The organism is Terribacillus saccharophilus, from assembly GCF_046592595.1.
GTDB lineage: Bacteria > Bacillota > Bacilli > Bacillales > Amphibacillaceae > Terribacillus > Terribacillus saccharophilus_C.
On record NZ_JAWVPF010000005.1, the window covers coordinates 310,565 to 334,128 of the forward strand.

Here is a 23,564-nt window from a genome sequence, read left to right on the forward strand (position 1 = left end):
TGCCCCTTTCTCGTTTTATCTATTTTTCACATCTTGTTTTGTCCTTATCCAGAGAGTCACCTCTCTGCTTTCGGTTCTAAAACATGACGACTGAGATGTGTGCAATCGGGAGGCATCCGCCGAATGGTTCGATAAACCTCCACCTCGTCAACTTACCCCACCGCTCGGGATAAGTCCTGGCGCTTTTAATTTGTTGTAACCTCTATCCTCACTTTCCTGCTTGAATGACTAACTCCTCCATTTTACATGAAGCAATTCATGTTGGTCAATTCTTTCTTGCATGTAAATAAAGTATGCGCAAGGAGCATGTTCTGTTCCCTGCGCATACTTTGGTTTTATTTCGTTCCTAGTACTTGTTCAATGACAGACACTACTTTATTTGCGTACTTTTCGCAGTCTTCCTTAGTCGGTGCTTCCACCATTACACGTACAAGGGATTCCGTACCGGAAGGTCTTACTAGAACGCGCCCTTGATCGCCTAGCTCCTGCTCAACTTCTGCAATGGAATCAAGGATTTGCTGGTTCACAAGCGCTTCCTGTTTATCTGTTACCGGCACATTTATCAATATTTGCGGGAAGATTTCCACTTCATCCGCAAGCTCGGACAGCTTCTTGCCTGTTTCTTTCATCACATTGATCAGCTGCAATGCTGCGAGCATCCCATCACCAGTTGTCATGTAATCAAGGAAGATGATATGACCGGATTGCTCACCGCCAAGGTTAAAGTCGCCGCGGCGCATTTCTTCCATCACATATCTGTCGCCTACAGCTGTTTTATTACTCTTGATACCGTGCTTATCCAATGCACGGTAGAAGCCGATATTGCTCATCACCGTGGATACGACCGTGTTATGGCGCAAACGTCCATGATCGTTCAGGAATTTAGCACAAATGTACATGATTTTGTCACCGTCAACGATTTGTCCTTTTTCATCGATGGCAATCAATCTGTCGCCATCACCATCAAAGGCAAGTCCGACATCTGCTTCTTTATCCAAAAGGAAATCACGCAGCGTTTCTGGGTGCGTGGAACCGACATTTTTATTGATGTTCAATCCGTCAGGCGATGAACCAATGGAAGAGATATCCGCTTCCAGGTCAGCAAACAAGTGGGTCGCAATGGAAGAAGTTGCTCCATGGGCACTATCAATCGCAATGTGAAGCCCCTCGAAATCGTTATCGATCGTACCTTTTAAGTATTGGATATACTTTTGGCCGCCTTCGAAATAATCATTGATCTGACCTAGATCAGCTCCAGATGGGCGAGGCAGTTCATCTGTCTCTGCATCAATCAGCTGTTCTATTTCGTTCTCCTGCTCATCAGAAAGCTTGAATCCGTCCGGACCGAAAAATTTGATTCCGTTATCCTGTACCGGGTTGTGGGATGCAGAGATCATAATACCCGCAGCCGCTCCCATATTCTTTGTAAGATAAGCAACACCTGGTGTACTGATGACACCGACGCGCATTACCTCGGCCCCGATGGACAGAAGTCCCGCAACAAGCGCGCCTTCAAGCATTTCGCCGGAAATACGTGTATCTCTGCCGATCATCACTTTCGGTCTGTCTTCGCTTGTCTTAGTCAGCACATAGCCGCCATATCTTCCTAGCTTGAAGGCCAGCTCCGGGGTGAGCTCCTCATTTGCTATCCCCCTGACACCGTCCGTTCCAAAATATTTTCCCATTGTTACCTCTCCTTCACATGGCTCACAGTCACTGTGTCTGTGTATCTGTATTCGTATCTTCTTCTTCCGTCGCTGCATTTTCTGCGGATTGAACAGTCAAAGTAGCTTCCTCCTGGCTCGGGGTAAGCTCGATGTTCTCAGGTCCCGATACATCGATCTGGACTGTCTGCTCCCCTTCTTCCAGGGCGCTTCCATCAATCGCTGCCGTGATATCGTCAGCCGACAGGCCTTCGATTTCACTCTGCGCTCCACTTACTGTTACATCGATCTGCTCATTCTGCGGATCTGTAAGCGTTGCTTCCAGATCCTCAGGCAGGTCTTCGATTGTAACCGAAACGTTCTCAATTGTCGTCTCGCTCGTTTCTTCCAGCTCGATATCAACGGATACCTGCTCGTCACTTGCTGAGCGTACATTATCCGGCAGCTGCAAGTCCGCATCTATCGTCTGGTTCTCAGTCACCTTGGACAAATCAATCTCTTCGGTACTGATCGAATCGATACCATCCAATGTATCCTGCGGTGCATAGATAGTCACTTCCTGTTTTTCAGGTGTAAGCGAAGCAACAGATACATCTTCCGGCGCTTGCCCTTTCGTCTTCACTTCAACTGGGACTGTCTTGCTCGGATTGCTCACCTGCACCGAAACTTCGACTGTTTCCGGCTGCACATTCACACTCAGCTCATTGCCCTGGGCGTCATATACTTTTACAGGTGCTTCTCTGCTGTTGATATCAGCATCGATATCTGTCAGATCCACATAAGCACGCACACTGGCAATTTGGTCGATGACCTCTTGTGTACTTACGATTGAAACCGTCTGAGGTTCCACAGTGGAGCTATCAACTTGGAATCCTGCTGCCATTTGGTCTTCATTGGTATAGCCTACGTTTACGTTAAATTGCTGTGAAGCTTTTTCTTGAATTGTCACCTCAATACTAGCGGGCTGCATATATACCTGCAGGTTGTCCGAGACATTTTCGTAATGCAGCTTCACTGTATGCGTTCCAGTACCAAGATCTGTCAGATCGACATACGCTTCATAATTCTTTTGCTGTATCGCTGCTGTTACATCACTTGCCGGTCCGACTAGCTGCATCGATACATACTCCGGCACGCCGCTGACGACATATTTCGAGTCATCGATCCGGATGCCGACAGGTGCATCCACTGTGTTTGTTTCATCCGAGCTGGTGATTGGAACCTCACCTGCGCGGTTATCTACGTCTGTTTCCGCACTCACATAGGCATAGAGAAGGACAGCAAACACAAGCGATACAACGCGCAATGTCCATGGACTCTTCAGCCATTTATCCATTCTTACCCCTCCATCTTCTCGCCTTGGAACCGGAAGCTGGTACACCTATTTCTCTATCGAGGATCTCTTTCAAAGCATCCGGCGTGATGTCACGGAACAACTCTCCGTTCTTCGTACAGGAAATTGCTCCTGTCTCCTCCGAAACGATGATTGTCAGAGCATCTGTTACCTCACTGATCCCCATTGCTGCCCGGTGACGCGTCCCGAGTTCCTTGGAAATGAACGGACTCTCAGATAGCGGCAAATAGCAGGCTGCTGCTGCTATCTGGTTTTCTTTCAGTATGACAGCTCCGTCATGCAATGGTGTATTTGGGACGAAGATATTCGTTAACAGTTCAAAAGTCAGGTGACCATTCACAGGAATTCCTGTCTCGATATAATCTCCCATACCTGTCTCGCGCTCGATCGTGATCAGCGCACCAATACGCCGTTTCGCCATGTAATTACAGGACTTTACGATCGCTTCTATGTTTTTATTTGTCTGTTCTTCCTCCGATCGCACGTTCCGGGAGAAGAAGCTGCCTCGTCCGAGCTGCTCCAAAGCACGCCTGATCTCCGGCTGGAACAAAACAACGATGGCCACGAATCCCCATGTGATCGCCTGCGAACTCAAGAAGGCGAGCATCGGGAAGTCGAGTATCTGCTCACTGCTCAGGAAAGCGATGATAACTACGATGAAGATACCCTTCAGCAGCTGGATCGCTTTCGTTCCCCTTATGAGCATTAAGACTTTGTAGAAAATGAACCACACTGCTGCAATGTCTACGATAATCCGCAGTATGGATAATATAGAAAGTTCACTTAATCCCCCAAACATGGATACACGTCCTTTTATATATGAATAGCTCGAATTTCTTCGTTCATTATAGCACAGTTCCCCTATAGCAGTCGCTTACCAGCAGGGTGTGTATGTAAACCTTACTGTCCCCTGTTATCTTAACGTAATACGGGCTTGTACCGCCAATGATTTAAGGGTAAAAAAAGAGAGCCCTTTTACAAGCAGCTCAACATAGTCATATATTAAAAAGTAACCAATTCTTTTATATGGTACCAAGCCCAGCCGAATATCCGGTCAATTTCCTGATATTCACCTGATATATTATCAACAGAAGCCATATTCACGTTGGCACCGGAATCTTCGACAAGGTCGCCATTGATGATGGTGACATCGCCATCCACCTGACCCCTTATATCCAAATCACCGTTTTCGACGACCAGGTCCCCCTTGACCGTGACGCCTTCCGGTACGATGACGAGATCATTCTCTACTATCAAACCCTCTTGCTTCGATACACTTACACTGCTATCACTATTCCAAGCAGATAGTACGCTTGTGAACATGAATAGGAAGAATACCGCAGCAGCTGTGATGACAGGGTGCGTACGGAACCATCTCATATACCCGGCGCGCTTCTTTTCTTTCGGCAGATTCGCCATGACACTGGCGGTGAATCCGGCCGGTGCACTCAACTCATAGGCAGCGCCGCTAAGCAGGCTTTCTGTCTGTTTGAGCTCTCGGTAATGCTGATTGCAATCCGGGCAGGTTTTCAAGTGCTCCCGAAGCTGCTGTGCTTCTTCCTCTGAAGCATCTCCATCCAGATACAGATGCATAAGCGCAAGGCTTTCTTCGCAATTCATGTGTTCCCCCCCTTTATACGTGGCGCAGTTTTTTCCGTAGTAGCTCTCTGCCACGGTGGATACGCGTCTTCACTGTCCCAAGCGGCAGGTCCAGTATTTCGCCGATCTCCGCTAATGATAAATCATCCAGGAACCGCAGTACGATGACACTGCGATACTTAGGCGGAAGGGACAAGATTTCTTTGTGGATATAACTCTGAAGCTCCATGCTTTCGACTTCTTCCTCAGGCAGTGCCTGATCAGCCGCCAGCTGGGAATACATATCCAACCCCTCTGTTCCCTTTACCTCGGCATCCAGATGAAAATCAGGCTTTTTCTTCCGCAGACGGTCGATGCTCAAGTTCGTTGCGATCCGGTAAAGCCATGTGGAGAATTTCCGGTTCTCGTCAAAAGAATGAATGTTGGTGTAAGCACGGATAAATGCCTCTTGGGCGATATCCTGCGCTTCGTGGCTGTCCCCGACCATTCGGTATACAATGTGGTATACCTTGTTCTGATAAAAGGAAACAATCTCCTCGAAGGCCGCATGATCACCCTTCTTGACGTTTTTTATATGATATTTTATGATGTTCTCCATGAAAATCCTCCCGCCTGACTGCGGCTTCTTGATAACGAATGACGTTCCGAAAAGGTTTCACTTTCACAAAAAAATATCTTTTTCCCAAACCTTATAGTGTGCCAGCAACAGTTTTTTCTATTTTTTTATATTTTTTTAAAAAATGATGTTTTAAATAAAAAAAGAAAGGGTAATCTTATCAGCAAATAGTATATCAGATTCTGGAGGTAAAAATGGTTACATTAGACAATCTTTTGGAAAAAATCGAACAGACGCGCAACCACATGCTATACTTGTCCCGCCGTATGCCGCTTACATCCGATGCAGTTGTCACTGCGAGCGTTGAACTGGACGATCTACTGAACGAATATGAAAAACAAAGAAAAAATATGTAGCGCCAATTAACAGCCTGTAAGGGAAGCTGTTAATTTTTTTTGCATAAAAAAAGCACGTACACGCGGTACGTACTTTCAATCAGCGGCGATCTTCCGCCCAGGCACCCTGTTTCAGATAGTAAGCCTTTACGTCGTTATGAAAACCGACACTTGCCTCCAGCGGGAAAGCTTCTCCGCCAGCCCGCTTGTAGCAGTCAGCGAACCAGGCAGTCATTACCTGTTCATCCGCTTTTTCCACAGCATCCTCCTGCAGTTCACGGAAAGCTTCAAATGCATCCGTTGCTGTATCAGACAGCTGGAAGTATGGAATCTCCTCTGCTACTTCTTCACTTCCGCCAGCGTATTTATCGCCCATTTCATCATAATAACGTTCATTACCGTCGGCATCGAGTGCATAATACATGATTGTCAGTTCAAATGCCATTGGCTCCTTGAACATGCGAAAAGCAATTTTTTCCACTTCCGGGAGGAAAGGCAGCTGGAAGATCTGCTTCAATTCATTTATGACATCTTCTGAATGCTTCTCCAAGCAGACACTCACTGACTCGGTATAATCTTGTATCGAAAACAAAGCGTAAACCTCCTTCTTACTCTCGCTCTACTTTACCACACAGGACCGAAATAACGCATCAAGCAAGCGTCTTGCCCTTTGTTTCTTCTCCAAGCAGCCACACTGCCGCCGCAGCCACAAGAACCGTTACACAGAATAAAAGGAAAACAGTACTGACGGAAATCCCTAATGCACCACGATAACCGATCAGCAATGGTCCCAAGATACCGCCGATCCTCCCTGCAGTTGCTGCTAACCCAGAGCCAGTTGCACGGATAGGTGTAGGATACTGTTCAGGAGTATACGCATACAAAATACCGTAAGCTCCCAAATTGAAGAATGACAGCAGCATGCCTGCCGTCAGCAGCATTCCCGCCGACTCAGCGTTCCCGAACAGCACAGCACTAACGGCTGTACCGATTAGGTAAATGATCAATATCGGCTTTCTGCCCACCTTCTCAATCAGCCAAGCTGCAGAGAAGTAACCTGGCAGCTGCGCAAGTGTCATGATCAATACATACTCGAAGCTGCGGACCATATCGAATCCCTTCTCTACCATCACACTCGGCAGCCAGAGAAACATGCCATAATAGCTGAGCATAATACAGAACCAAACAATCCAAAGCATCATGCTGCGCTTGGCAAAACCTTTCGCCAGCAATTGACGAATACCCGCTATGACAGAAGTTTTCTGCTTCAGCTTTGTGTAAGACGGTGAATCCGGCAAATTTTTACGAAGAAACACCGCGAAGATCGCAGGTATTGCTGTCAGCAGGAGAGCTACCCGCCAGCCATAATCCGGGATGACGAAGTAAGAAATAATCGCTGCAAGCAGCCAGCCGACTGCCCAAAAGCTCTCCAACAGTACGACCATGCGCCCTCGTCTCTCCGGTGCTACCGACTCCGATACTAATGTGGACGCTACCGGCAGCTCACCACCGAGACCTGCACCGATAAAGAAGCGCAGCACAATGAAAATAAGGTAAGAAGCCGCTAAAGCTGACAATCCGCTTGCGATAGAGAAAATCAAAATTGTTATCATGAAAACTGTCCTGCGGCCAACCCGGTCAGCCATAATTCCGAATACAAATGCTCCTACAGCCATCCCAATGCTATTGACACTGCCAATCCAGCCTGCCTGCTGGGAGGATAATCCCCAATCCAAAGTCAACGCCGTAATAATAAAAGATAAAATACCAACATCCATTGCATCAAACAACCAACCCGTTCCGACAATACCAAGCAGTTTCCGCTCAGATATCGGTTTGGCTGTTTTTTGATTCTTTACTGTTCGTTCCATTCCAGCACCTCTGCAAAAATGTAATATATGACACAATAAGTTTACAGGTGTCTTGACACTTTGTAAATCTGTTACAGTATTATTTTCACCAAAATACCAGCAAGCATGAAAAAAACTGCCTTAATCGGCAGCTTTTGGAGTAGATAATGAAGTTTTAGGCGCAGCAGAACGATACCATTGCCAGCACAATAAGACAATGATAGTAAGATCGATCAGATCCCCTCCGTAGTACATCAACATCGCTCCCTGTTGTGCATCTTCAGGAGCTACGCCCATAGGCGGATTAGCGTATAAGTACTTCGACAATATGCCGTGCCCTGCGAGAGCGAAGACAAAAACAATCACCCGGTATAGATAGCTTTTCCGATAAGGGACAGGGTCAGCATACAACATAGACAGCGTGAACAAATAACCAGCGGCAAATACATGCAGATGAACCAGCATTGAGATCAAGGATGATTGATGCATATAGTGAAATAAATGTGTTGTGTAAAGCAGCCATAATCCTCCGATGTTTAGCACCGCCGCAGTAATCGGATGAATAAGGAAACGCGCATATCCACTGCGGAAAATACGAGAGACCGCCTGTCCTCCCGGTTGCGATAGTGCACGCAGGAGCAAGGTGACAGGCTGCGATAAAACAAGCAGTAAAGGAGCAAGCATACCTAGCAGCAGGTGCCCGATCATATGATACACAAAGCTATGATGTGCATGCATGGCTATAGGACCGGCAACAGCTTGGAGACCGATGACAATACCACCTACAAATAAAAAAAGCTTGCGCAGCGGCCAAGGCTCAAATCGTTTGGCCGAATACTTCATCGCCAGCAGATAGGATAGGATGCAGATAGAGGCGAAAATCAAAGCCAGCTTATCAACCTGCATATTCTTTCCCCCTAGAAAGACGGATACACCAGGCTCCCACTGCGATCAACAGTACAGCGATGCCATTCCAAATCAAATCGTAATAAAAGATATCCACTCCATAACGAATTTGGTGGATGCGGAACAATTTATGCTGTATCAGGCCGTCGTACAGCTGGAAAACACCGCTCCCCAACAACACTGCACCACCCCAACGAAGCAGAATCAAACTTCTGCGCCTGCGAAGATCCGCAAAAAGGAATAAGCCCCCAACTGTCGCAAACCAGCTCAGTGCATGAAAGAACCCATCAGATACAAGTCCCCAAGTCGTAGAGGATAAATCGTAAAAATGATGCCAATGCAAAAGCTGATGAAAGACTGCTTCATCAATAAATGCAACCAGACCTACACCAAACATGAATCCAGACAGGATATTTCTTCGTTTATATGTATCTTTCTCCTCCATTTGTATCCTCCTATCAAAAGACATTTATCTAAACTGTTTCCCGATAAGCTTAAGAATAAACAAAAAAGGCATAGGAGATTTAATCCTATGCCTAAAAAATGAAAAAAGCCGCCCGGATGGACGGCTATCATATGAGTGGAGCCTAGCGGGATCGAACCGCTGACCTCCTGCGTGCAAGGCAGGCGCTCTCCCAGCTGAGCTAAGGCCCCATATGGAGCGGAAGACGGGATTTGAACCCGCGACCCCCACCTTGGCAAGGTGGTGTTCTACCACTGAACTACTTCCGCTCAGCAGTATAGTAATGATGATGCGGGTGGAGGGACTTGAACCCCCACGCCGAAGCACTAGATCCTAAGTCTAGCGTGTCTGCCAATTCCACCACACCCGCGTAATAGAAACAGTTACTGGAACTGATCTATAAAGTGAGCCATGAAGGACTCGAACCTTCGACCCTCTGATTAAAAGTCAGATGCTCTACCAACTGAGCTAATGGCTCAAAAACATTCTATTGAAAAGAAGTAAATGGCTGGGCTAGCTGGATTCGAACCAACGATCACGGGACCAAAACCCGTTGCCTTACCGCTTGGCTATAGCCCAATAAATGGTGGAGGGAGTAGGACTCGAACCTACGAACCCGATGGGAGCGGATTTACAGTCCGCCGCGTTTGGCCAACTTCGCTATCCCTCCAACATAAGTGGTGCCGGCCAGAGGACTTGAACCCCCAACCTACTGATTACAAGTCAGTTGCTCTACCAATTGAGCTAGACCGGCATGTTGTTTAATCAATGACTCGAACGTCACGAATGATATCATATCACCATTCAAACATCTTGTCAACACTTTTTATTTACTTTTTTCAATCAAGCAAGTGGTGGAGGATGACGGGCTCGAACCGCCGACCCTCTGCTTGTAAGGCAGATGCTCTCCCAGCTGAGCTAATCCTCCAACTTGATGACCCGTACGGGATTCGAACCCGTGTTACCGCCGTGAAAGGGCGGTGTCTTAACCGCTTGACCAACGGGCCAGGATGTCTGTTTTCATCGTTGCGTTTTTCGTAACTCGAAACTGACAAGAGTTATTATATACAGGAATGCAAGGCCTTGTAAACCCACTTTCTTAAATTCTTTTAATTCTGATAATTATAGAGTGGCCAACCTCCCCTTCACCAAGGTAAAAACCCCATGATATCAACGTTTACAGCTATTTTAATAACATCTATTCTTCTTGCATATTTTCCTCTCAAAACAGGAATATAAACGTAAACGCAAAAAAATGTGAGCAATTTTTTTGTCCGAAAGAAAAATTACTTGCTATGCTTTTCCTATGAAATAAACAAGAAAAGGGGCATTCGACATGACAGTAACATTCGATGTAACGAATCCAGCCACCGGTGAATTGATCGAGAAAGTAGCAATTGATTCCAGGGAAGCAATTAACGAAAAGATAGAAATGATTCATCAAGCTTTCCAATCATGGTCCAGGACTTCAGCGACTGAGCGCAGTAAACTGCTTCGCGCTTGGCATGACAAGATGATTGAAAAAAAAGCAGAACTCGCTGCCTTGATGACTGCAGAAAACGGCAAGCCGCTTAAGGAATCTGAAGGTGAAGTATTATATGCGGCTGGTTATATCGAATGGTTTGCAGAAGAAGCAAAACGCGTATACGGCCGTACCATCCCTGCCTCCACTACTGATAAGCGTATGCTCGTAACCCGTGAGGCTGTCGGTCCGGTCGCAGCAATTACACCATGGAACTTCCCGGCAGCAATGATTACCAGAAAAGCTGCTCCGGCATTGGCCGCAGGCTGTACGTTCATTATCAAACCAGCTCCAGATACACCGCTGACAGCAATTCGCTTAGTCGAACTGGCACATGAAGTCGGAATTCCGGAGGACGTCATTCAATATGTGAACGCTGATGGTGAGATGGTAGGAAAGATCTTCACCGAGCACCCTCATATCCGGAAGATTTCCTTTACCGGTTCTACTCCTGTCGGCAAGCTGCTCATGAAACAGAGCGCCGATAGCGTGAAGCATGTATCGATGGAGCTTGGCGGACATGCTCCGCTTATTGTTGATGAGTACGCAGATATTGATCGTGCTGTGAAGCATGCCCTTGCATCCAAATTCCGGAACGCGGGACAAACATGTGTCTGCGCCAACAGATTGCTCGTCCATGAATCCATCAAGGATGGATTTACAGCTGCATTCACTAAAGCAGTTTCCGAAATGAAGGTGGGTCTTGGTACAGAAGAAGGTGTAGAAATCGGTCCTGTCATCAATAAGAAAGGCTTTGATAAAATCGTAGCTCAAATCGATGATGCTAAATCAAAAGGCGCTAAAGTCCTTGCTGGCGGCACGTATAACGCAGATGCCGACAAAGGCTACTTCTTCGTCAACCCGACTGTTCTTGATCACGTAACAGATGACATGGATATCATGCATGAAGAAACATTCGGACCAGTAGCTCCGATTACAACATATACAGAAATCGATGAGGCAATCCGTCTGGCTAATGACACGCCATATGGCTTGGCAGCTTACTTCTTCACTGAAAATTATCGCCGAGGTCTGTATATTGCCGAAAACTTGAAATATGGTATTGTCGGCTGGAATGACGGTGGTCCATCTGCCGTACAGGCTCCATTTGGCGGTATGAAGGAAAGCGGCGTCGGCCGTGAAGGCGGAATCGAAGGAATTGAGCCTTATCTGGAAACAAAGTATATCTCTATCGGTATATAAAAGAAGGACCCGTCAGTGACGGGTCCTTTATTCTTTAGTCTATAAATACCTTTCTGCTGCAGTTGTTTTGTTTGATGACATATCCATCACAGTTCTTCGATACCCTTTTATTCACTTCATCATCCATGCTGCTTTTCTAGAACGATCTCCCTGTGATTCAGTTTAGTAAGTAACAAACCCTATGCTACTATGAAATCAGGCGATAAAATTCTTATAAACCTATAGGAGTTGAACAGATGGAGAATATCGAAGTTTTAAACGCAATTTTACGTGACGGGACTACGCAATCAGAAGCCTTTTCCTTATTTGATAAGCTTGATATTGTCGAACCCGAAGAAATGTTAGGTATGTGGAAAGGCGAAGAAATCGCAACCGGGCATCCATTGGAGGGACTTCTAACAGCATCGGGTTGGTATGGAAAAGAATTTATCGATGCAGAACACGTCCACCCATTAATTTTCAAGAAGAGTGATGGGGTTCTCTATACTATTAGTCCAAGTTTCCTTCCTATAAATCTTCTTTTGCAAAGCTTGCAAAATATACCGAAGAAAATACTCTCCCCATCAATGACCATATTGCGACCTATCTTACACACGAGTAAAAGTGCAGCAAGGTTACGAAAAGTAAATTACCGAGGGAAAGTTACTTCAGCAATGATCTACGATAATAAAGGAATAATAGATGTATTTAGAAAAGTTGATGCTAACACTCTGCTAGGTATCATGGATATAAAAGACCAATCATCAGATAAGACTTTTTTCTTTATATTAAGAAAAGCATAATCGGAAGACACTCATTTGGAATAATGTTATCTCCACCACTGAGGAATAAGAAAAACACGTACTATTCCTTTGGGTTTCCTATTTGCTGATTACACAATGTTCATAACCTTTACCCCAGTCTCATTATCCACACACAGTCTTAAAGCAATTCCTCAACTTTTCGTCCGGAAGCATAAGAGTATTTTCGCTTTCGAGTCATTCATTTTTATAAAAAGAATTCTCACGATGTTAAAAACTAATCAATCATAAAAGATGGGGCTTCTCCGTTGATTTGAAGAAGCCCCATCTCTCATTTTTTAAGCCTAAGGCATTTTAAAGCCTCTTCTCTATTCTACAAATACCTTCCCAGCCGCAGTTGCTTCCGTTTCATTCCCGAATGCATCTGTTGCTTTCACAACAACATCTGCTCCATCAAGCTTCGCAGATGACGTTGCTGTCCAGTAGCCTACATACAGACCATCTTCTGTTTCCCGCATCGGCAGTTCTGTTGCTTGTGATGTGGTTCGGAAATTGGTCAGCGGTGCCTTCAGGTAGAAGGTCGCATCCTCAAGTCCAGGCTCTGATTCGAAGGAAATAACGACTGTTTCACCAGGCTGCACTTCTGCATCCTGAGCTGGCTTTACGTTCTCCAGCTCCGGAGCCGTGTAGTCGGCTTCCAGCTCGACAACCTGTTTTGTTTTATTTCCTGCCTGATCAGTCGCGACTACTGTAATCTCATTGACACCTTCATCCAATAGAATCCGCTTGGAGAAAGTCCCATCTTCTTTCACATCTGTTTTTGCCCCGTTGATTGTCAGCTTGTTCAAATAATCATCTGATGCTGCCCCTGTAACAGTCACCGTTTCCTTATTTGTCTTGCTGCCATCTTCCGGAGTTGTAATCGTTAACTCTGGCTTCGTTTTGTCTCGAATGACCTTCACAGCTTCGGATGGAGCTGTACTGCCGTTCTCCAGCTTCGTCACAGCTGTAAGGCTGTTTTCACCTTCGGCAAGCTCGACTTCCGCCGCAAAAGCCCCATCTTCTGATGCTTCAACTGACGCAGCAGCCTCACCATTATTGCTGATTTCTACTGTCCCGCCAGGTGCGGCTATTCCTTCCACCGTCACACTATCCTCTTTCGTGACAGTGTCAGACGCCGGTGATGTGATGACTGGTGATTGTGCTTCGTAATCAACAAGCGCACGAATCATATAGTTGCCGTCTTCTTCTGGTACTGGACTCCATTCTCCGCCTACATTCTGCCAGCTTCGGCCGGAGAATTCTCCATCTTCATCTGTTGCGAGTGCAGGAGTATTCGGGTTCGGATCTGTTTGGACATATAGAATATAAAAATCAGAATCTACTACAACACCTTCTCCAGCCAAATCAATTTGCGTCCAATCTCCATTTCGGAGTGCTTCTCCCGTAATCGGTCCAGCAAGCTTCTTGCCTGGCGCTCCATCTTCTCCGGAATCATCGTAGATCTCCACCGCAAAATTCGTGCCGCCTGGTGTTGGGAAGCTTTCATCCCAGAAACGGAACAAGCCGCCTGTCACCTGTGCAGATGACTGCCCTTCCGCCAGCGTGAATTTCACTGCCCAGCCATTTCCAGCGTCGTAATAGGCATGTGCATTTTCAGCAGTTCCATCATCGTAGCCGATTTCTCCGGCAAATCCAATGAATGGCTCCAGCTCAACATTTTGCTCTGTTGATTCATCTGCACGCACTGTTACTTCGAATTCCGCTCCTTTGAAGGATGGTGCCGTGATTTTAAGTGTGTACGTTCCTTCAAAAGCAGTCAGCGTATATGCGCCGCTTTCATCGGTTTGAACTGGCTGAATTGCCGCATCCTCGACTACATACACATTAGCACCCGCTATCGGTTCGCCAGTTTGCGCATTCGTCACAGTACCCGCGAGAGTTCCTTCTGCAATTGGATCCAGCGTGAAATTCTGTGTAACAGCAGAGCCCTCCGATACGGTAACTGGCGCTGTGCTGGAGTGGAATCCGTAAGCGGTAGCCTCCAATGTTACATCACCAGCAGCCTGCAGCAAGCGGTAGCTTCCGTCTGCTGGGTCTGTCTGTACGCTCCGGCCTGTTTCCTGCACTGTCACTGTTGCATCAACTGGCAAAGCTGCTGGACTGATGTCAGAAGGATCAGCTTGTCCATTCGGCAGTGTCGGACCTTGTACATTTTGGATAGGTGTTGGAGCAAGCTTCTTGGCATTTACCTGCTTCTTGCTCTTTGCACTATCCTTTGTCTGCTTGGCATCCTCTTTCACCTTTTTAGTGCCTTTCATAATAGAGGCAGAGGTGCTGGAAGAATCCGAGATGGCTACATCATCGATATACCAGCCTTGTTTACTGATGCTGCCGTCTGTCTCCAAATGGAACCCAACATAAACAGTTTGTCCGGCATATTCACTCAAATCGATTTGTTCAGAAGACCAAGCACCATTGGCTCCATTATACGAGCCTGCTTGCTCCCAGTTCTCTTTGTCCGTCGATACGACCACATGTCCATAATCATAACGGCTTTCCAAGTCGAACCATGTCTGGAACTGCAAGTATGCTTCTCCATCCTCTGGTACTGCTACCGGAGGTGCGAGCAAGGTGGCATCCGCATTGTTCGGATAAGCACCAGTTCCGTATACATTCTCACCAGAAGCCGCCGCTTCAGGACCTGCTGCTGGAGCACCCCATTCCCAGCTGTTTTGATCACCGAATGATGTCCAGCCTGCCGGCTCCTCTTCGAAGTCCTGGCTATAACCAACAGTCAGCGGTGCAAGCAGTTCCGCTTCAAACGTCTCCGTCTCGGTTGTATTGCCGCCAAAGTCGGTTACGACGAACTTATAGGCAAGTGCGTCACCTGTTGTAGCTTCGGCTGGCAGCACTGCTTGGTATGTTCCGCTTGCTGCATTTCCTGCCATAAGTACCGCTTCAACAGATTGCCATTCTCCCTCGTCTTTCTTGTATTGAAGCGTTACCGTGTCCGCGCTGATGTTATCCGTCACTTCTGCCGTGAGCGGCGTGGCAACACCTTGGTACACTTCTGGCACTGCTTCATGTGTAATCACAGCAGGTTCTTCGTCCTCGCCATCTTGATACACATTACCATTGATCTCACCGACACCAGTCGCGATTGTGGATACTGCCAAATAAGCATTCACAATACCATGACCGAATCCTTCATTGATTTCATCCGGATAATCGCTGCTCGTTTGACGATCAGCCGTATCGTACAATATCGTTTCAATCTCATCGACTGTCAGCGAGCTGTCTGCTTGCAGAAGCAAGGCAATAACACCGCTTATATGCGGGGCAGCCATCGATGTGCCGCTGAATGCCGCACTGTAATCACTGCCGCTTACCGCAGAATAGACATTCACACCCGGAGCCGCAATATCCGGCTTTATTTCCCCTTCATAAGGAGAAGGACCCCGGGAGGAGAAGCTGGCCAATCCATCCTGACTATCCGTTGCTGCTACAGAGATGGACTCTGGGTAGTTCGAAGGTGCCGATACTGTCGCGTCTCCATCTCCGTCATTACCAGCTGAGAATACCGGTACGATGCCAGCATTGCGCCATGTCTGGACAACTTCACGGTACCATTCATCCAAACCTGGCCCACCGCCCCAGGAGTTATTGACGATGTCCGGAGCTTGCTCTGGATGCGGATTGCCTTCGTCATCCTTAGGTGCAAGCATCCATTCAGCCGCATCAAGCAAGATGGCATCCGTGGTCTGTCCCTGTCCGGTATCAGGATGGAAAGCTTTCACCGCAATCCATTTCGCGCCTGGTGCAACCCCAATATCCTGCGAACCATCAGGTTCTGCACCGACAGCCGTCCCGATTGTATGCGTACCGTGATCCAAGTCATCATACGGCACCGCTTCCCCATCAACTGCATCATACCAGTTGAATTCATGGGAAACATTATCCGGATCAGCTGGATTATAGCCGCGGTATTTTTCAAGCAGCGCAGGATGATCATACTGTACACCAGTATCCAGCCCGCCAATGACGACACCTGTTCCATCCAAGCCAGTTTCCTGCCAAACAGCAGGCGCCCCGACTCTTTCTACACCCCATGCTTCGACTTCTTCAGCCAAAGCAGCTACTTTCTTTTCTTCTGCCTTTGCAGGCTCGAGAATTTTACGTTCTCTGTTGGGCAGGATTTTCTCCACTTCCTCAGAAGCTGCCAAATCCTCCATCACTTCTTTGGAGCTTGTTACTTTCAGCGCATTCACGATATAGTAAGAATCGTAGTCTTTTACAGCACCCTTGTCTTTCGCCTGCTTCAAGTAATCCAGCAAATTCGCTTGGGTTGCATCTGCAGTCACCCGCAAATCACTGACAACAGCTGAATTCTGGATACGCTTCTCTTCCTTGGCAGACAAGCTGGCCGACTGCTTCTTCGCCTTCTCGACTGCAGTCTCGGCAGCCTTCTTCGTATCTGCCTGTTCCTTGAGCTTTACCAAATACGTCACTTGCTCATCCGCCTTGAACTGTGACGTAACATCCTTATCCACCTTCGCTGCTACACCCTCACTTGCTTTTACAGAAGTTCGCTCAGAAGACTGTGCCCGTGAAGCTGTAGGAGAAAGCAGTGACAAGAGAAAAACACCGACCGCCAGAATACTGAGCCATTTTGCCATACGTTTCTGCATTTTCTCATTCTCCTTTTTCCTGATTTGGTCCTGCCCGGTAACCTTATCCACCTCCGCCTGTATAAATGACAGATTATGTAATATCGCTCAGATGTTATTGATAGATTACGAGATTATGTCGGTTACGGGAAGAGCGTCGGGAGAAAAGAGGAGCATATGCATAGATACAAAGTTTTCCTGCGGGATAATAGTAATAATTTTCTGTCAATTTTACAATTACTTGTTGGTTAAATCTGCAATCAAGCCCTTATACTCAGGTCAAAAGATGTAAATCAAGCTGCTTCCGTACAGATTTATATTACTTTTTTATACGGAAACTGCGAAACTATGATCTTTTATACTCAGCTATTATAGCTCTAACCTTCAACTGAGTACTTAAATCCAATGAATATGGGAAATATATACATATAAATATCCTTTTTATCATTTTTCCTTCTCTATCAACGATTTCATTAGTAAAAGGACTTTTCACCTCCTCCATTTTAGCTTCTTCAAGACTTATGACATATAAAAAGAGAATCCGGGAAAGACCGGATTCTCTTTTTATATGAATTTATTTATCTGATCGACAAAATTACGGATAATTTCTACGGTCGACCAAATTCCGATAACTGCAATGATTACTAGGATTCCTGTCTCCCACCATCTATTCCTGTAACCATCCATCATATATTTCTTGCTGCTTGTCATTAATACCAATCCAACAACTATCGGCGGCAGGATCAAAGCAGTGATGACACTCGTGCCGAATACATTCAGCAGTACCAAGTCCGGCGCTCCAGGGATCGATATAAGAATCGGAAGCAGAAGGAATAGACCAATGGATAGATAGCGGAATTTCGGATCTTCATCTGTTTTCTTATACTTCTTTTTTGCAGATAAATGGAAACCATTAAGCATCAGCATCGTAAATCCCCGAGCTTGCGCTGGAAAACTTGTGAAAGCAGCTAGGAACAGGCAGATCCATAGCATTGTCGGACCAGCAGGACCAATAGCCAATTCCATCATAAGCGCCAAATCATTTTCATTACTGACTGGGATACCAGTTCCATAGAATACCTCAGCAGCTACTACCCAGAAAAGTACATTGATCACTAATAGCGGCAGCATACCTATTATTAAGTCCAATTGCTGTATCTTCCGGTATTTCGGTTTATCCCAGCCTTTATCCTCCATGAAATAAGGATACAGCAGATTTACAGCTGATCCTCCAATCGCTCCTATAGTAGCAACTGCAATGAATATGGCGTTGAATGGCCCTTGATTTGGCGGCATATCGAATGTCAGTCCCTTAAGGAATCCTACTACGTCGAACGACCCGATTCGGAAGAGGGCAAAAACGAACGATGCAATGATTGCTACAGAAGCAAAACGAGCAAGCATCTCCAAAAGCTTGTATTGGTTTGGATTAATCAATAATAAGAATGTAAGGCCAACAACCACTAAACTAAAGAGGAAGACACCCCAAGTCTCGCCGCCGAATCCCCCAAACAAATTATAAAGCGCAACAGCACATGCACGAAGAAAGCTCATCTGGATGACTATTCCAAGAAACAAGATTGCAACACCCAGAAGTAAAGGAAACCCGCGCCAAACTCGCTGAAACCCCTGCAGAATAGAGGTATCTCCATGACGGTTCTGCAATTTATACTTTGCTACAGCTGAAACCATGAAATAACGGGCAGCTAATGCCACAACCAATGTCCACAGGAGTGCGTAACCATAGTTTGCACCCGAAACTGTAGAACTGACCAAATCTCCCGTTCCAAGGAAAGTCATCGCCAGTACTAGCCCTGGCCCAATACTTCGCATATACTCCATAAATGATTTAGGCAGGGCAGATGGTGCTTCGTTCCTTTCCTTTACAGGTGCTTCAGCTGCACTATTCTTCAAGCTTTTATTCATTGACTTAACCCCCTTATGATAACGCTTACATAAAATGACAAGCTATCAAACGTCTAAGGTGTATCGCAATATATGCTTGTTCTGAAACTATACCACTACACAAGGCAATCAAAAGAAACGGCTGCATACTCGACGTTTTAACCCACTCCGAATCGAGCATCCTAAAAAAGAGCGTAGACTAGGATTTGCACACTTGGTAATCCCCTAGCCTATCTCCTTCAAAAAACCATCCACTAGCTTGCAACTTATTTCGGTGCTAAATCAGCAGCTGCTTTCAAAGCTGCCAGCATGCTGCGTTCATCCGCAATATTCTTTCCAGCTATATCAAATGCTGTTCCATGATCTACTGAAGTTCTCACCAATCCGCCTTTTAAACCAACCGTTATGTTAACCCCTTCTTCTAATCCAAGCACCTTAATCGGAACGTGCCCTTGGTCGTGATAACAGGCAACTACGATATCAAAGTCTCCTCTGACCGCACGGAAGAATAGCGTATCTGCCGGGTGCGGACCGCTGACATCGATTCCTTCCTGCTGCGCTTTTACAATGGCAGGTGTCAGTTTCTCCTCTTCCTCCCCATTTCCAAACAAACCGTTTTCCCCTGCATGCGGGTTGATACCGCACACCGCGATACGCGGGTTATCGTATCCGGCTTTTGTCAGCGTCTCATACGCCAATTTAATGACAGTGTATGTCCGCTCTGGGTTAATGGCGGATATCGCATCCAACAAACCAATATGCGTTGTTAAGTGAATGACGCGAAGTTTAGGTGAGGAAAGCATCATTGAATAATCCTTGGTTCCGGTAAGCTCTGCAAGAATCTCTGTATGACCAGGATATTTATGCCCGCCCAAATGAAGGGCCTCTTTATTTAAAGGAGCAGTACAGATGGCTGCTAACTGCCCTTCCTTGCCAAGCTCAATCGCCTTGCTTAAATAGTGGAATGCTGCATTTCCAGCTTCCTTGGAGACAACTCCCTGCTCCAGATCCTCCGGAAGCAGCCGCAGATCCATCACATCGATCACTCCATGCTCAAATCGGCATGCATCAACAGTTTCAACAGTATGAAATTCCAGAGGTGAACCAACGACTTCTGCTGCTCTCCTTAACATGCTGAGATCTCCTATTACAAAGGGATTTCCTAGCTCATAAACCTCTTTGTACTGTAAAGCTTTCACGATGATTTCCGGACCGATACCAGCAGCGTCACCCATGCTAATTCCGATAGTTGGCTTCAACTTTATCTACTCCTTTAAGCAATTCCAATGCGTTCCCCATTACTTCCTGTGATCCAAAACTTCCGGCTTTCGTGACAGCGATTATCTCAGTTCCATTAAGCTTTCCAATTGGAACCCCAGCCTCAACTTGGCCCAGGATATGAAACGAATCTGCTTGAAGTGCTTCCATAACCCTAATAGCTGTATCACCGCCAGTAAGGAATAGTCTCGAGATTTTCATCTCATTAACCATTGCCGCAGCCACTGCTCCTAAGTTCTGCGCAATCTTATCGCTATTTCGAATAGCTTCTTCCTCATTGGCTGCGACTGGCTTCTCGGAAGAAGAAAACAGCACAATATGTTTTCCTGACATATGCGCGTTTTGCGCCTCTTCCATTACTATCTTCCATTCATTGGTATCTGCAATTTTGTCTTGAAGCAGCATAACCGGATCGACTTCCAAGAATTGAACGTCATGATCTGATTCTATTAACCAGTTTAGCTGCTTGCGCCCAACTGGACTTACACTGCCTACTACCAATAACACAGTTTCCTCCACCAGATCGAGAGATGGAGAAATCACTTTCTGCTCCAAGCCATGTGCTGTTGGAAGATATTCCATCAATCCTGATGACCCTGCATAGATGACATTCAGTTCGGCAGCTACAGCAGCTTCACTAAGCAAACGCAAATCGTCATCATCCTCTGAATCAGATGTAATGATCTTAGCTCCCGCTGAAACAGCTGTTAACAACTGTTCAACTCTCTGTTCATAGTCAGATCTTATCTGTTCTACAGTTAGATGGTGGACCTGATGCTTGCTTTGAGAAGAAATCAACTGCTGTATATCGGAATGTTTTACTGGTGTTTTTGGATCCTTGGCAGCTTCCGTTTCCGCCAGAGGGATACCATGCAGGTAATGGATGCCATCTTTCACTACCCTTCCTTGTGACGGAAGGCCAGGAGCCAAAAGGATAACGTCCGGCTTCAGTACATCATAAAGTGCATCCAGCTCCTGACCTACATTCCCTCTCATCGTGGAATCTATTTTTTTATATATAATATCCGGCGCTGTCAATGCAACCCCTTCAGCAGCTTCCGCAAGCTTGCTGTAAGCTGCTGATGCTGGAAGGGAACGACTGTCCGTATTGATTACGACCGCTTGGTTGCTGTCTATCTCTTTCATCTTCCCATCCAAAAGAACATCTACTTCCACAGCATATGGAAGCAGCATGGCACCGCAATCACTTGCACCTGTCAGGTCGTCCGCAATAATCGCTATCTTTTTCATCGCTCTTACCGCTCTCAGACTAACAGCTTGCGATAAATAGACTTTACATCCTCTTTATCCAACACCTTTGGATTATTGTCCATCAATCGCTTCACTTCCAAAGCAGCAGCTGCCATTGATTCAATGCTCTCTTCTTCCACGCCGTATTCACCTAAATCCTGGGGTATTTCCAAAACAGTAGTCAGTTCCTTAATTTTATCTACTACCGCTTGGGCTGCTTCTTCACTGGACAGATTTTTTGTATCAATGCCCATAGGCTCCGCAACAGATGCTAAACGATCTACCATAGCATCCATATTGAACTGCGTCACATGCGGAAGCAGCATGGAGTTTGCCACACCGTGTGCAATCTTATATTTGCCTCCCAATGGATAAGCCATTGCATGAACTGCCGCCGTACCCGCTGCTGTTAATGCCATACCGCCATACATGGAGCCGATGAGCATTTTCTCTCTGGCATCCAAGTCAGTACCATTCTGGTAGGCAGTAACAATATTAGCTGTAATCAGCCGAATGGATTCCAGTGCAAACATATCACTTATCGGATTAGCCTTATTGGAAATATAAGATTCCAGCGCATGCGTGAATGCATCCATCCCTGTTGCAGCTGTGATTGGCTTTGGCAGTCCTGTTGTCAATGTTGGATCAAGCAATACTAGATTCGGAAGCAAATATCTGCTTACAACACCGATCTTCAGCTCTTGTTCAGGTAACGTGACAATGGCATTCGGCGTCACTTCCGCTCCGGTTCCTGAAGTAGTCGGAATTAAAATAGTTGGTAACCCTGCCTTTTCCACCAGATCAGTTCCAAGTAGATTCTCCAAGGCAGTATCATTTGTTCTCAAAACGGATAGCAGTTTTGTTGTATCTAGAATGCTTCCTCCGCCAAGCCCGATCAGTACATCATAATCTTTTACGCCGACAGTTTCTGAAAAAACTCTTTCGATATTTTCAAGTGTAGGTTCTGGTTCTACATCAGTTGTAATATCCACAGTTATACCCACGGTTCCCAATGCCTTCTCTACCTTATCCGCAGCACCTGCCGCAACCAAAGCCGGCTGTGTGATTAGTAGCGCACGCTTAATCGGCAGATTTAGTAAAGATAAATGTTCACTGATGTTTTCTACTACTTCACGACCTGCAACAATATGATCCGCTGTTTGGAACTTATAAATAGTCAATTTGCTCTCCCCTTTTTGTTAACGAGTGTGTAGGCTGTATCCTTGCATCATGTTCTCAATCTTTTGCAGTACTTCTCCTTTTGCTTCGGTGACTGGAAGTCGCGGCGGTCCTACCGGAATTCCGGCTAACTCCACTGCTTTCTTTAGGGAGCTTGGAATAGCCCCAAGCACGAAAGTCTCCCGTAAAGGCTGCAAACTGGACTGTGCTTCTTCCGCTTGCTGTTCGTCGTTATTCTGGAACCCTTCATAAATAGCTAACACTTTATCCGGCAGAACATTTGCAGTAGCCGCAACAGCTCCTTGCCCTCCGGCACGCAATGTTTGAAGGATTAGCGAATCTGTTCCAGCAAACACTGCAAACTCTTCATTTTTAGTAGCTTCTATATAAGCTTTGATGTTATCGAATTTTCCACTGCTGTCTTTGATACCAAGAATGTTCGGGTGCTTTGCAAGTCTGGCAACCGTCTCGGCTTCTATCGACATCCCTGTTTTCGATGGGATATTGTATAGCATGACAGGGATAGTAACTGCACTGGCAATCGTTTCGTAGTGAACCGCAAGATCCGTTTGGTCCGGAGCGACAAAGTAAGGTGTGATGATGGAAAGCGCATCAGCACCCAATGCTTCCATATCTCGGGATAGGTCAATTACTTTCTTTGTAGAGTTACCTCCTGTTCCAACCATTACCGGTACTCTTCCATTAGCTGTTTGGATGATCTCCTTTGCAACTGCAAGCTTCTCATCTCGGTCAAGCATATGAAATTCTCCATTTGTTCCTAAGGCAAACAATCCATGAACGCCAGCTTCTATAAGATAATTCGTTAATTTTTGTATAGCATCTTCGTTGATACGTTGATCTTCTGTAAAAGGTGTGACCATCGCTGGCCAAATTCCTGTCAGATTCATTTTCTTCCCCTCCATTGTACGCGCTTTCATAAAGCATACCTCAAACTGTTTCATAAATCAACCTAATAAAAAATCAGGTGCTATAAAATGAAGATATAAAGTAAATTCGTTTAATAATGAA

General features: G+C 46.0%; 18 protein-coding genes and 9 tRNA genes. 3 read left to right on the plus strand and 24 right to left on the minus strand.

What is annotated here, in order from left to right; genetic code table 11:
• Positions 1–335: 335 nt before the first annotated feature.
• The 5 genes from glmM to sigW all read right to left on the minus strand — a co-directional run bounded on the left by glmM (position 336) and on the right by sigW (position 5,215).
• On the minus strand, positions 336–1,685 hold the full coding sequence (gene glmM / locus SFC25_RS10855) for a phosphoglucosamine mutase (protein WP_411215284.1): 1,350 nt from the start codon (positions 1,683–1,685) through the stop codon (positions 336–338).
• 28 nt (positions 1,686–1,713) lie between these two features.
• Entirely contained in the window at positions 1,714–3,000 is a 1,287-nt protein-coding gene (locus SFC25_RS10860) for a CdaR family protein (RefSeq protein WP_411215285.1), read from the minus strand.
• Positions 2,993–3,817: a diadenylate cyclase CdaA gene (gene cdaA / locus SFC25_RS10865; protein ID WP_411215286.1), complete on the minus strand. Its 825-nt coding sequence runs from the start codon at positions 3,815–3,817 to the stop codon at positions 2,993–2,995. The genes SFC25_RS10860 and cdaA overlap by 8 nt, the downstream gene beginning before the upstream one ends.
• Positions 3,818–4,020: 203 nt before the next feature.
• Positions 4,021–4,638, minus strand: coding sequence for a zf-HC2 domain-containing protein (locus SFC25_RS10870; protein ID WP_411215287.1), 618 nt, complete (start codon positions 4,636–4,638; stop codon positions 4,021–4,023).
• Positions 4,639–4,651: 13 nt separating this feature from the next.
• Positions 4,652–5,215, minus strand: coding sequence for an RNA polymerase sigma factor SigW (gene sigW, locus SFC25_RS10875; protein ID WP_095220470.1), 564 nt, complete (start codon positions 5,213–5,215; stop codon positions 4,652–4,654).
• Between the two features lie 212 nt (positions 5,216–5,427).
• Here sigW and SFC25_RS10880 point away from each other — a divergent pair, with 212 nt between their 5' ends.
• The gene (locus tag SFC25_RS10880) at positions 5,428–5,589 is read left to right on the plus strand and encodes a Spo0E family sporulation regulatory protein-aspartic acid phosphatase (protein ID WP_411215288.1); all 162 of its coding nucleotides are present in this window, start codon (positions 5,428–5,430) and stop codon (positions 5,587–5,589) included.
• 79 nt (positions 5,590–5,668) lie between these two features.
• On the opposite strand, the gene SFC25_RS10885 is transcribed toward SFC25_RS10880, so the two are convergent.
• The 13 genes from SFC25_RS10885 to SFC25_RS10945 form a co-directional block, all read right to left on the minus strand.
• Positions 5,669–6,160: a hypothetical protein gene (locus tag SFC25_RS10885; RefSeq protein ID WP_411215289.1), complete on the minus strand. Its 492-nt coding sequence runs from the start codon at positions 6,158–6,160 to the stop codon at positions 5,669–5,671.
• Positions 6,161–6,218: 58 nt separating this feature from the next.
• Entirely contained in the window at positions 6,219–7,439 is a 1,221-nt protein-coding gene (locus tag SFC25_RS10890) for an MFS transporter (protein WP_411215290.1), read from the minus strand.
• A gap of 120 nt (positions 7,440–7,559) precedes the next feature.
• Positions 7,560–8,324 (minus strand): cytochrome c oxidase assembly protein, encoded by a 765-nt coding sequence (locus SFC25_RS10895; RefSeq protein WP_411215291.1) that lies wholly within the window; start codon positions 8,322–8,324, stop codon positions 7,560–7,562.
• Positions 8,314–8,769: a DUF2243 domain-containing protein gene (locus tag SFC25_RS10900; protein ID WP_411215292.1), complete on the minus strand. Its 456-nt coding sequence runs from the start codon at positions 8,767–8,769 to the stop codon at positions 8,314–8,316. Before SFC25_RS10900 ends, SFC25_RS10895 begins: the two co-directional genes overlap by 11 nt.
• Positions 8,770–8,905: 136 nt before the next feature.
• Positions 8,906–8,978 (minus strand) — tRNA-Ala (locus tag SFC25_RS10905).
• 3 nt (positions 8,979–8,981) lie between these two features.
• A tRNA-Gly gene (locus tag SFC25_RS10910) sits at positions 8,982–9,056 on the minus strand.
• 21 nt (positions 9,057–9,077) lie between these two features.
• Positions 9,078–9,157, minus strand: a tRNA-Leu gene (locus SFC25_RS10915).
• Between the two features lie 35 nt (positions 9,158–9,192).
• Positions 9,193–9,265: transfer RNA gene (locus tag SFC25_RS10920), tRNA-Lys, on the minus strand.
• A 27-nt stretch (positions 9,266–9,292) separates the two neighbouring features.
• A tRNA-Gln gene (locus SFC25_RS10925) sits at positions 9,293–9,366 on the minus strand.
• Between the two features lie 5 nt (positions 9,367–9,371).
• Positions 9,372–9,457 (minus strand) — tRNA-Tyr (locus SFC25_RS10930).
• A gap of 8 nt (positions 9,458–9,465) precedes the next feature.
• Positions 9,466–9,541, minus strand: a tRNA-Thr gene (locus SFC25_RS10935).
• Between the two features lie 98 nt (positions 9,542–9,639).
• A tRNA-Val gene (locus SFC25_RS10940) sits at positions 9,640–9,715 on the minus strand.
• Positions 9,716–9,722: 7 nt separating this feature from the next.
• Positions 9,723–9,794: transfer RNA gene (locus tag SFC25_RS10945), tRNA-Glu, on the minus strand.
• Between the two features lie 329 nt (positions 9,795–10,123).
• Here SFC25_RS10945 and SFC25_RS10950 point away from each other — a divergent pair.
• Positions 10,124–11,512 (plus strand): NAD-dependent succinate-semialdehyde dehydrogenase, encoded by a 1,389-nt coding sequence (locus SFC25_RS10950; RefSeq protein ID WP_411215293.1) that lies wholly within the window; start codon positions 10,124–10,126, stop codon positions 11,510–11,512.
• A 236-nt stretch (positions 11,513–11,748) separates the two neighbouring features.
• Positions 11,749–12,294, plus strand: coding sequence for a DUF4334 domain-containing protein (locus SFC25_RS10955; protein WP_411215294.1), 546 nt, complete (start codon positions 11,749–11,751; stop codon positions 12,292–12,294).
• 326 nt (positions 12,295–12,620) lie between these two features.
• Here the strand turns inward: SFC25_RS10955 and SFC25_RS10960 are convergent, their stop codons facing one another.
• From SFC25_RS10960 to dapA, 6 genes are all read right to left on the minus strand, one after another.
• A complete protein-coding gene (locus SFC25_RS10960; RefSeq protein WP_411215295.1) occupies positions 12,621–16,943 on the minus strand; it encodes a S8 family serine peptidase in 4,323 nt (1,440 codons plus the stop codon).
• A gap of 543 nt (positions 16,944–17,486) precedes the next feature.
• Complete coding sequence (locus SFC25_RS10965; RefSeq protein WP_411215296.1) at positions 17,487–18,848, minus strand: Nramp family divalent metal transporter; 1,362 nt, start codon at positions 18,846–18,848, stop codon at positions 17,487–17,489.
• Positions 18,849–19,093: 245 nt separating this feature from the next.
• On the minus strand, positions 19,094–20,086 hold the full coding sequence (gene pdxA / locus SFC25_RS10970; protein WP_411215297.1) for a 4-hydroxythreonine-4-phosphate dehydrogenase PdxA: 993 nt from the start codon (positions 20,084–20,086) through the stop codon (positions 19,094–19,096).
• Positions 20,064–21,356 carry a four-carbon acid sugar kinase family protein gene (locus SFC25_RS10975; protein ID WP_411215298.1) on the minus strand — a complete coding sequence of 431 codons (1,293 nt, stop codon included), beginning with the start codon at positions 21,354–21,356 and terminating at the stop codon, positions 20,064–20,066. The genes pdxA and SFC25_RS10975 overlap by 23 nt, the downstream gene beginning before the upstream one ends.
• Positions 21,357–21,370: 14 nt before the next feature.
• Complete coding sequence (locus SFC25_RS10980; protein ID WP_411215299.1) at positions 21,371–22,537, minus strand: iron-containing alcohol dehydrogenase; 1,167 nt, start codon at positions 22,535–22,537, stop codon at positions 21,371–21,373.
• An 18-nt stretch (positions 22,538–22,555) separates the two neighbouring features.
• Entirely contained in the window at positions 22,556–23,443 is an 888-nt protein-coding gene (gene dapA, locus SFC25_RS10985; RefSeq protein WP_411215300.1) for a 4-hydroxy-tetrahydrodipicolinate synthase, read from the minus strand.
• Positions 23,444–23,564 lie beyond the last annotated feature (121 nt).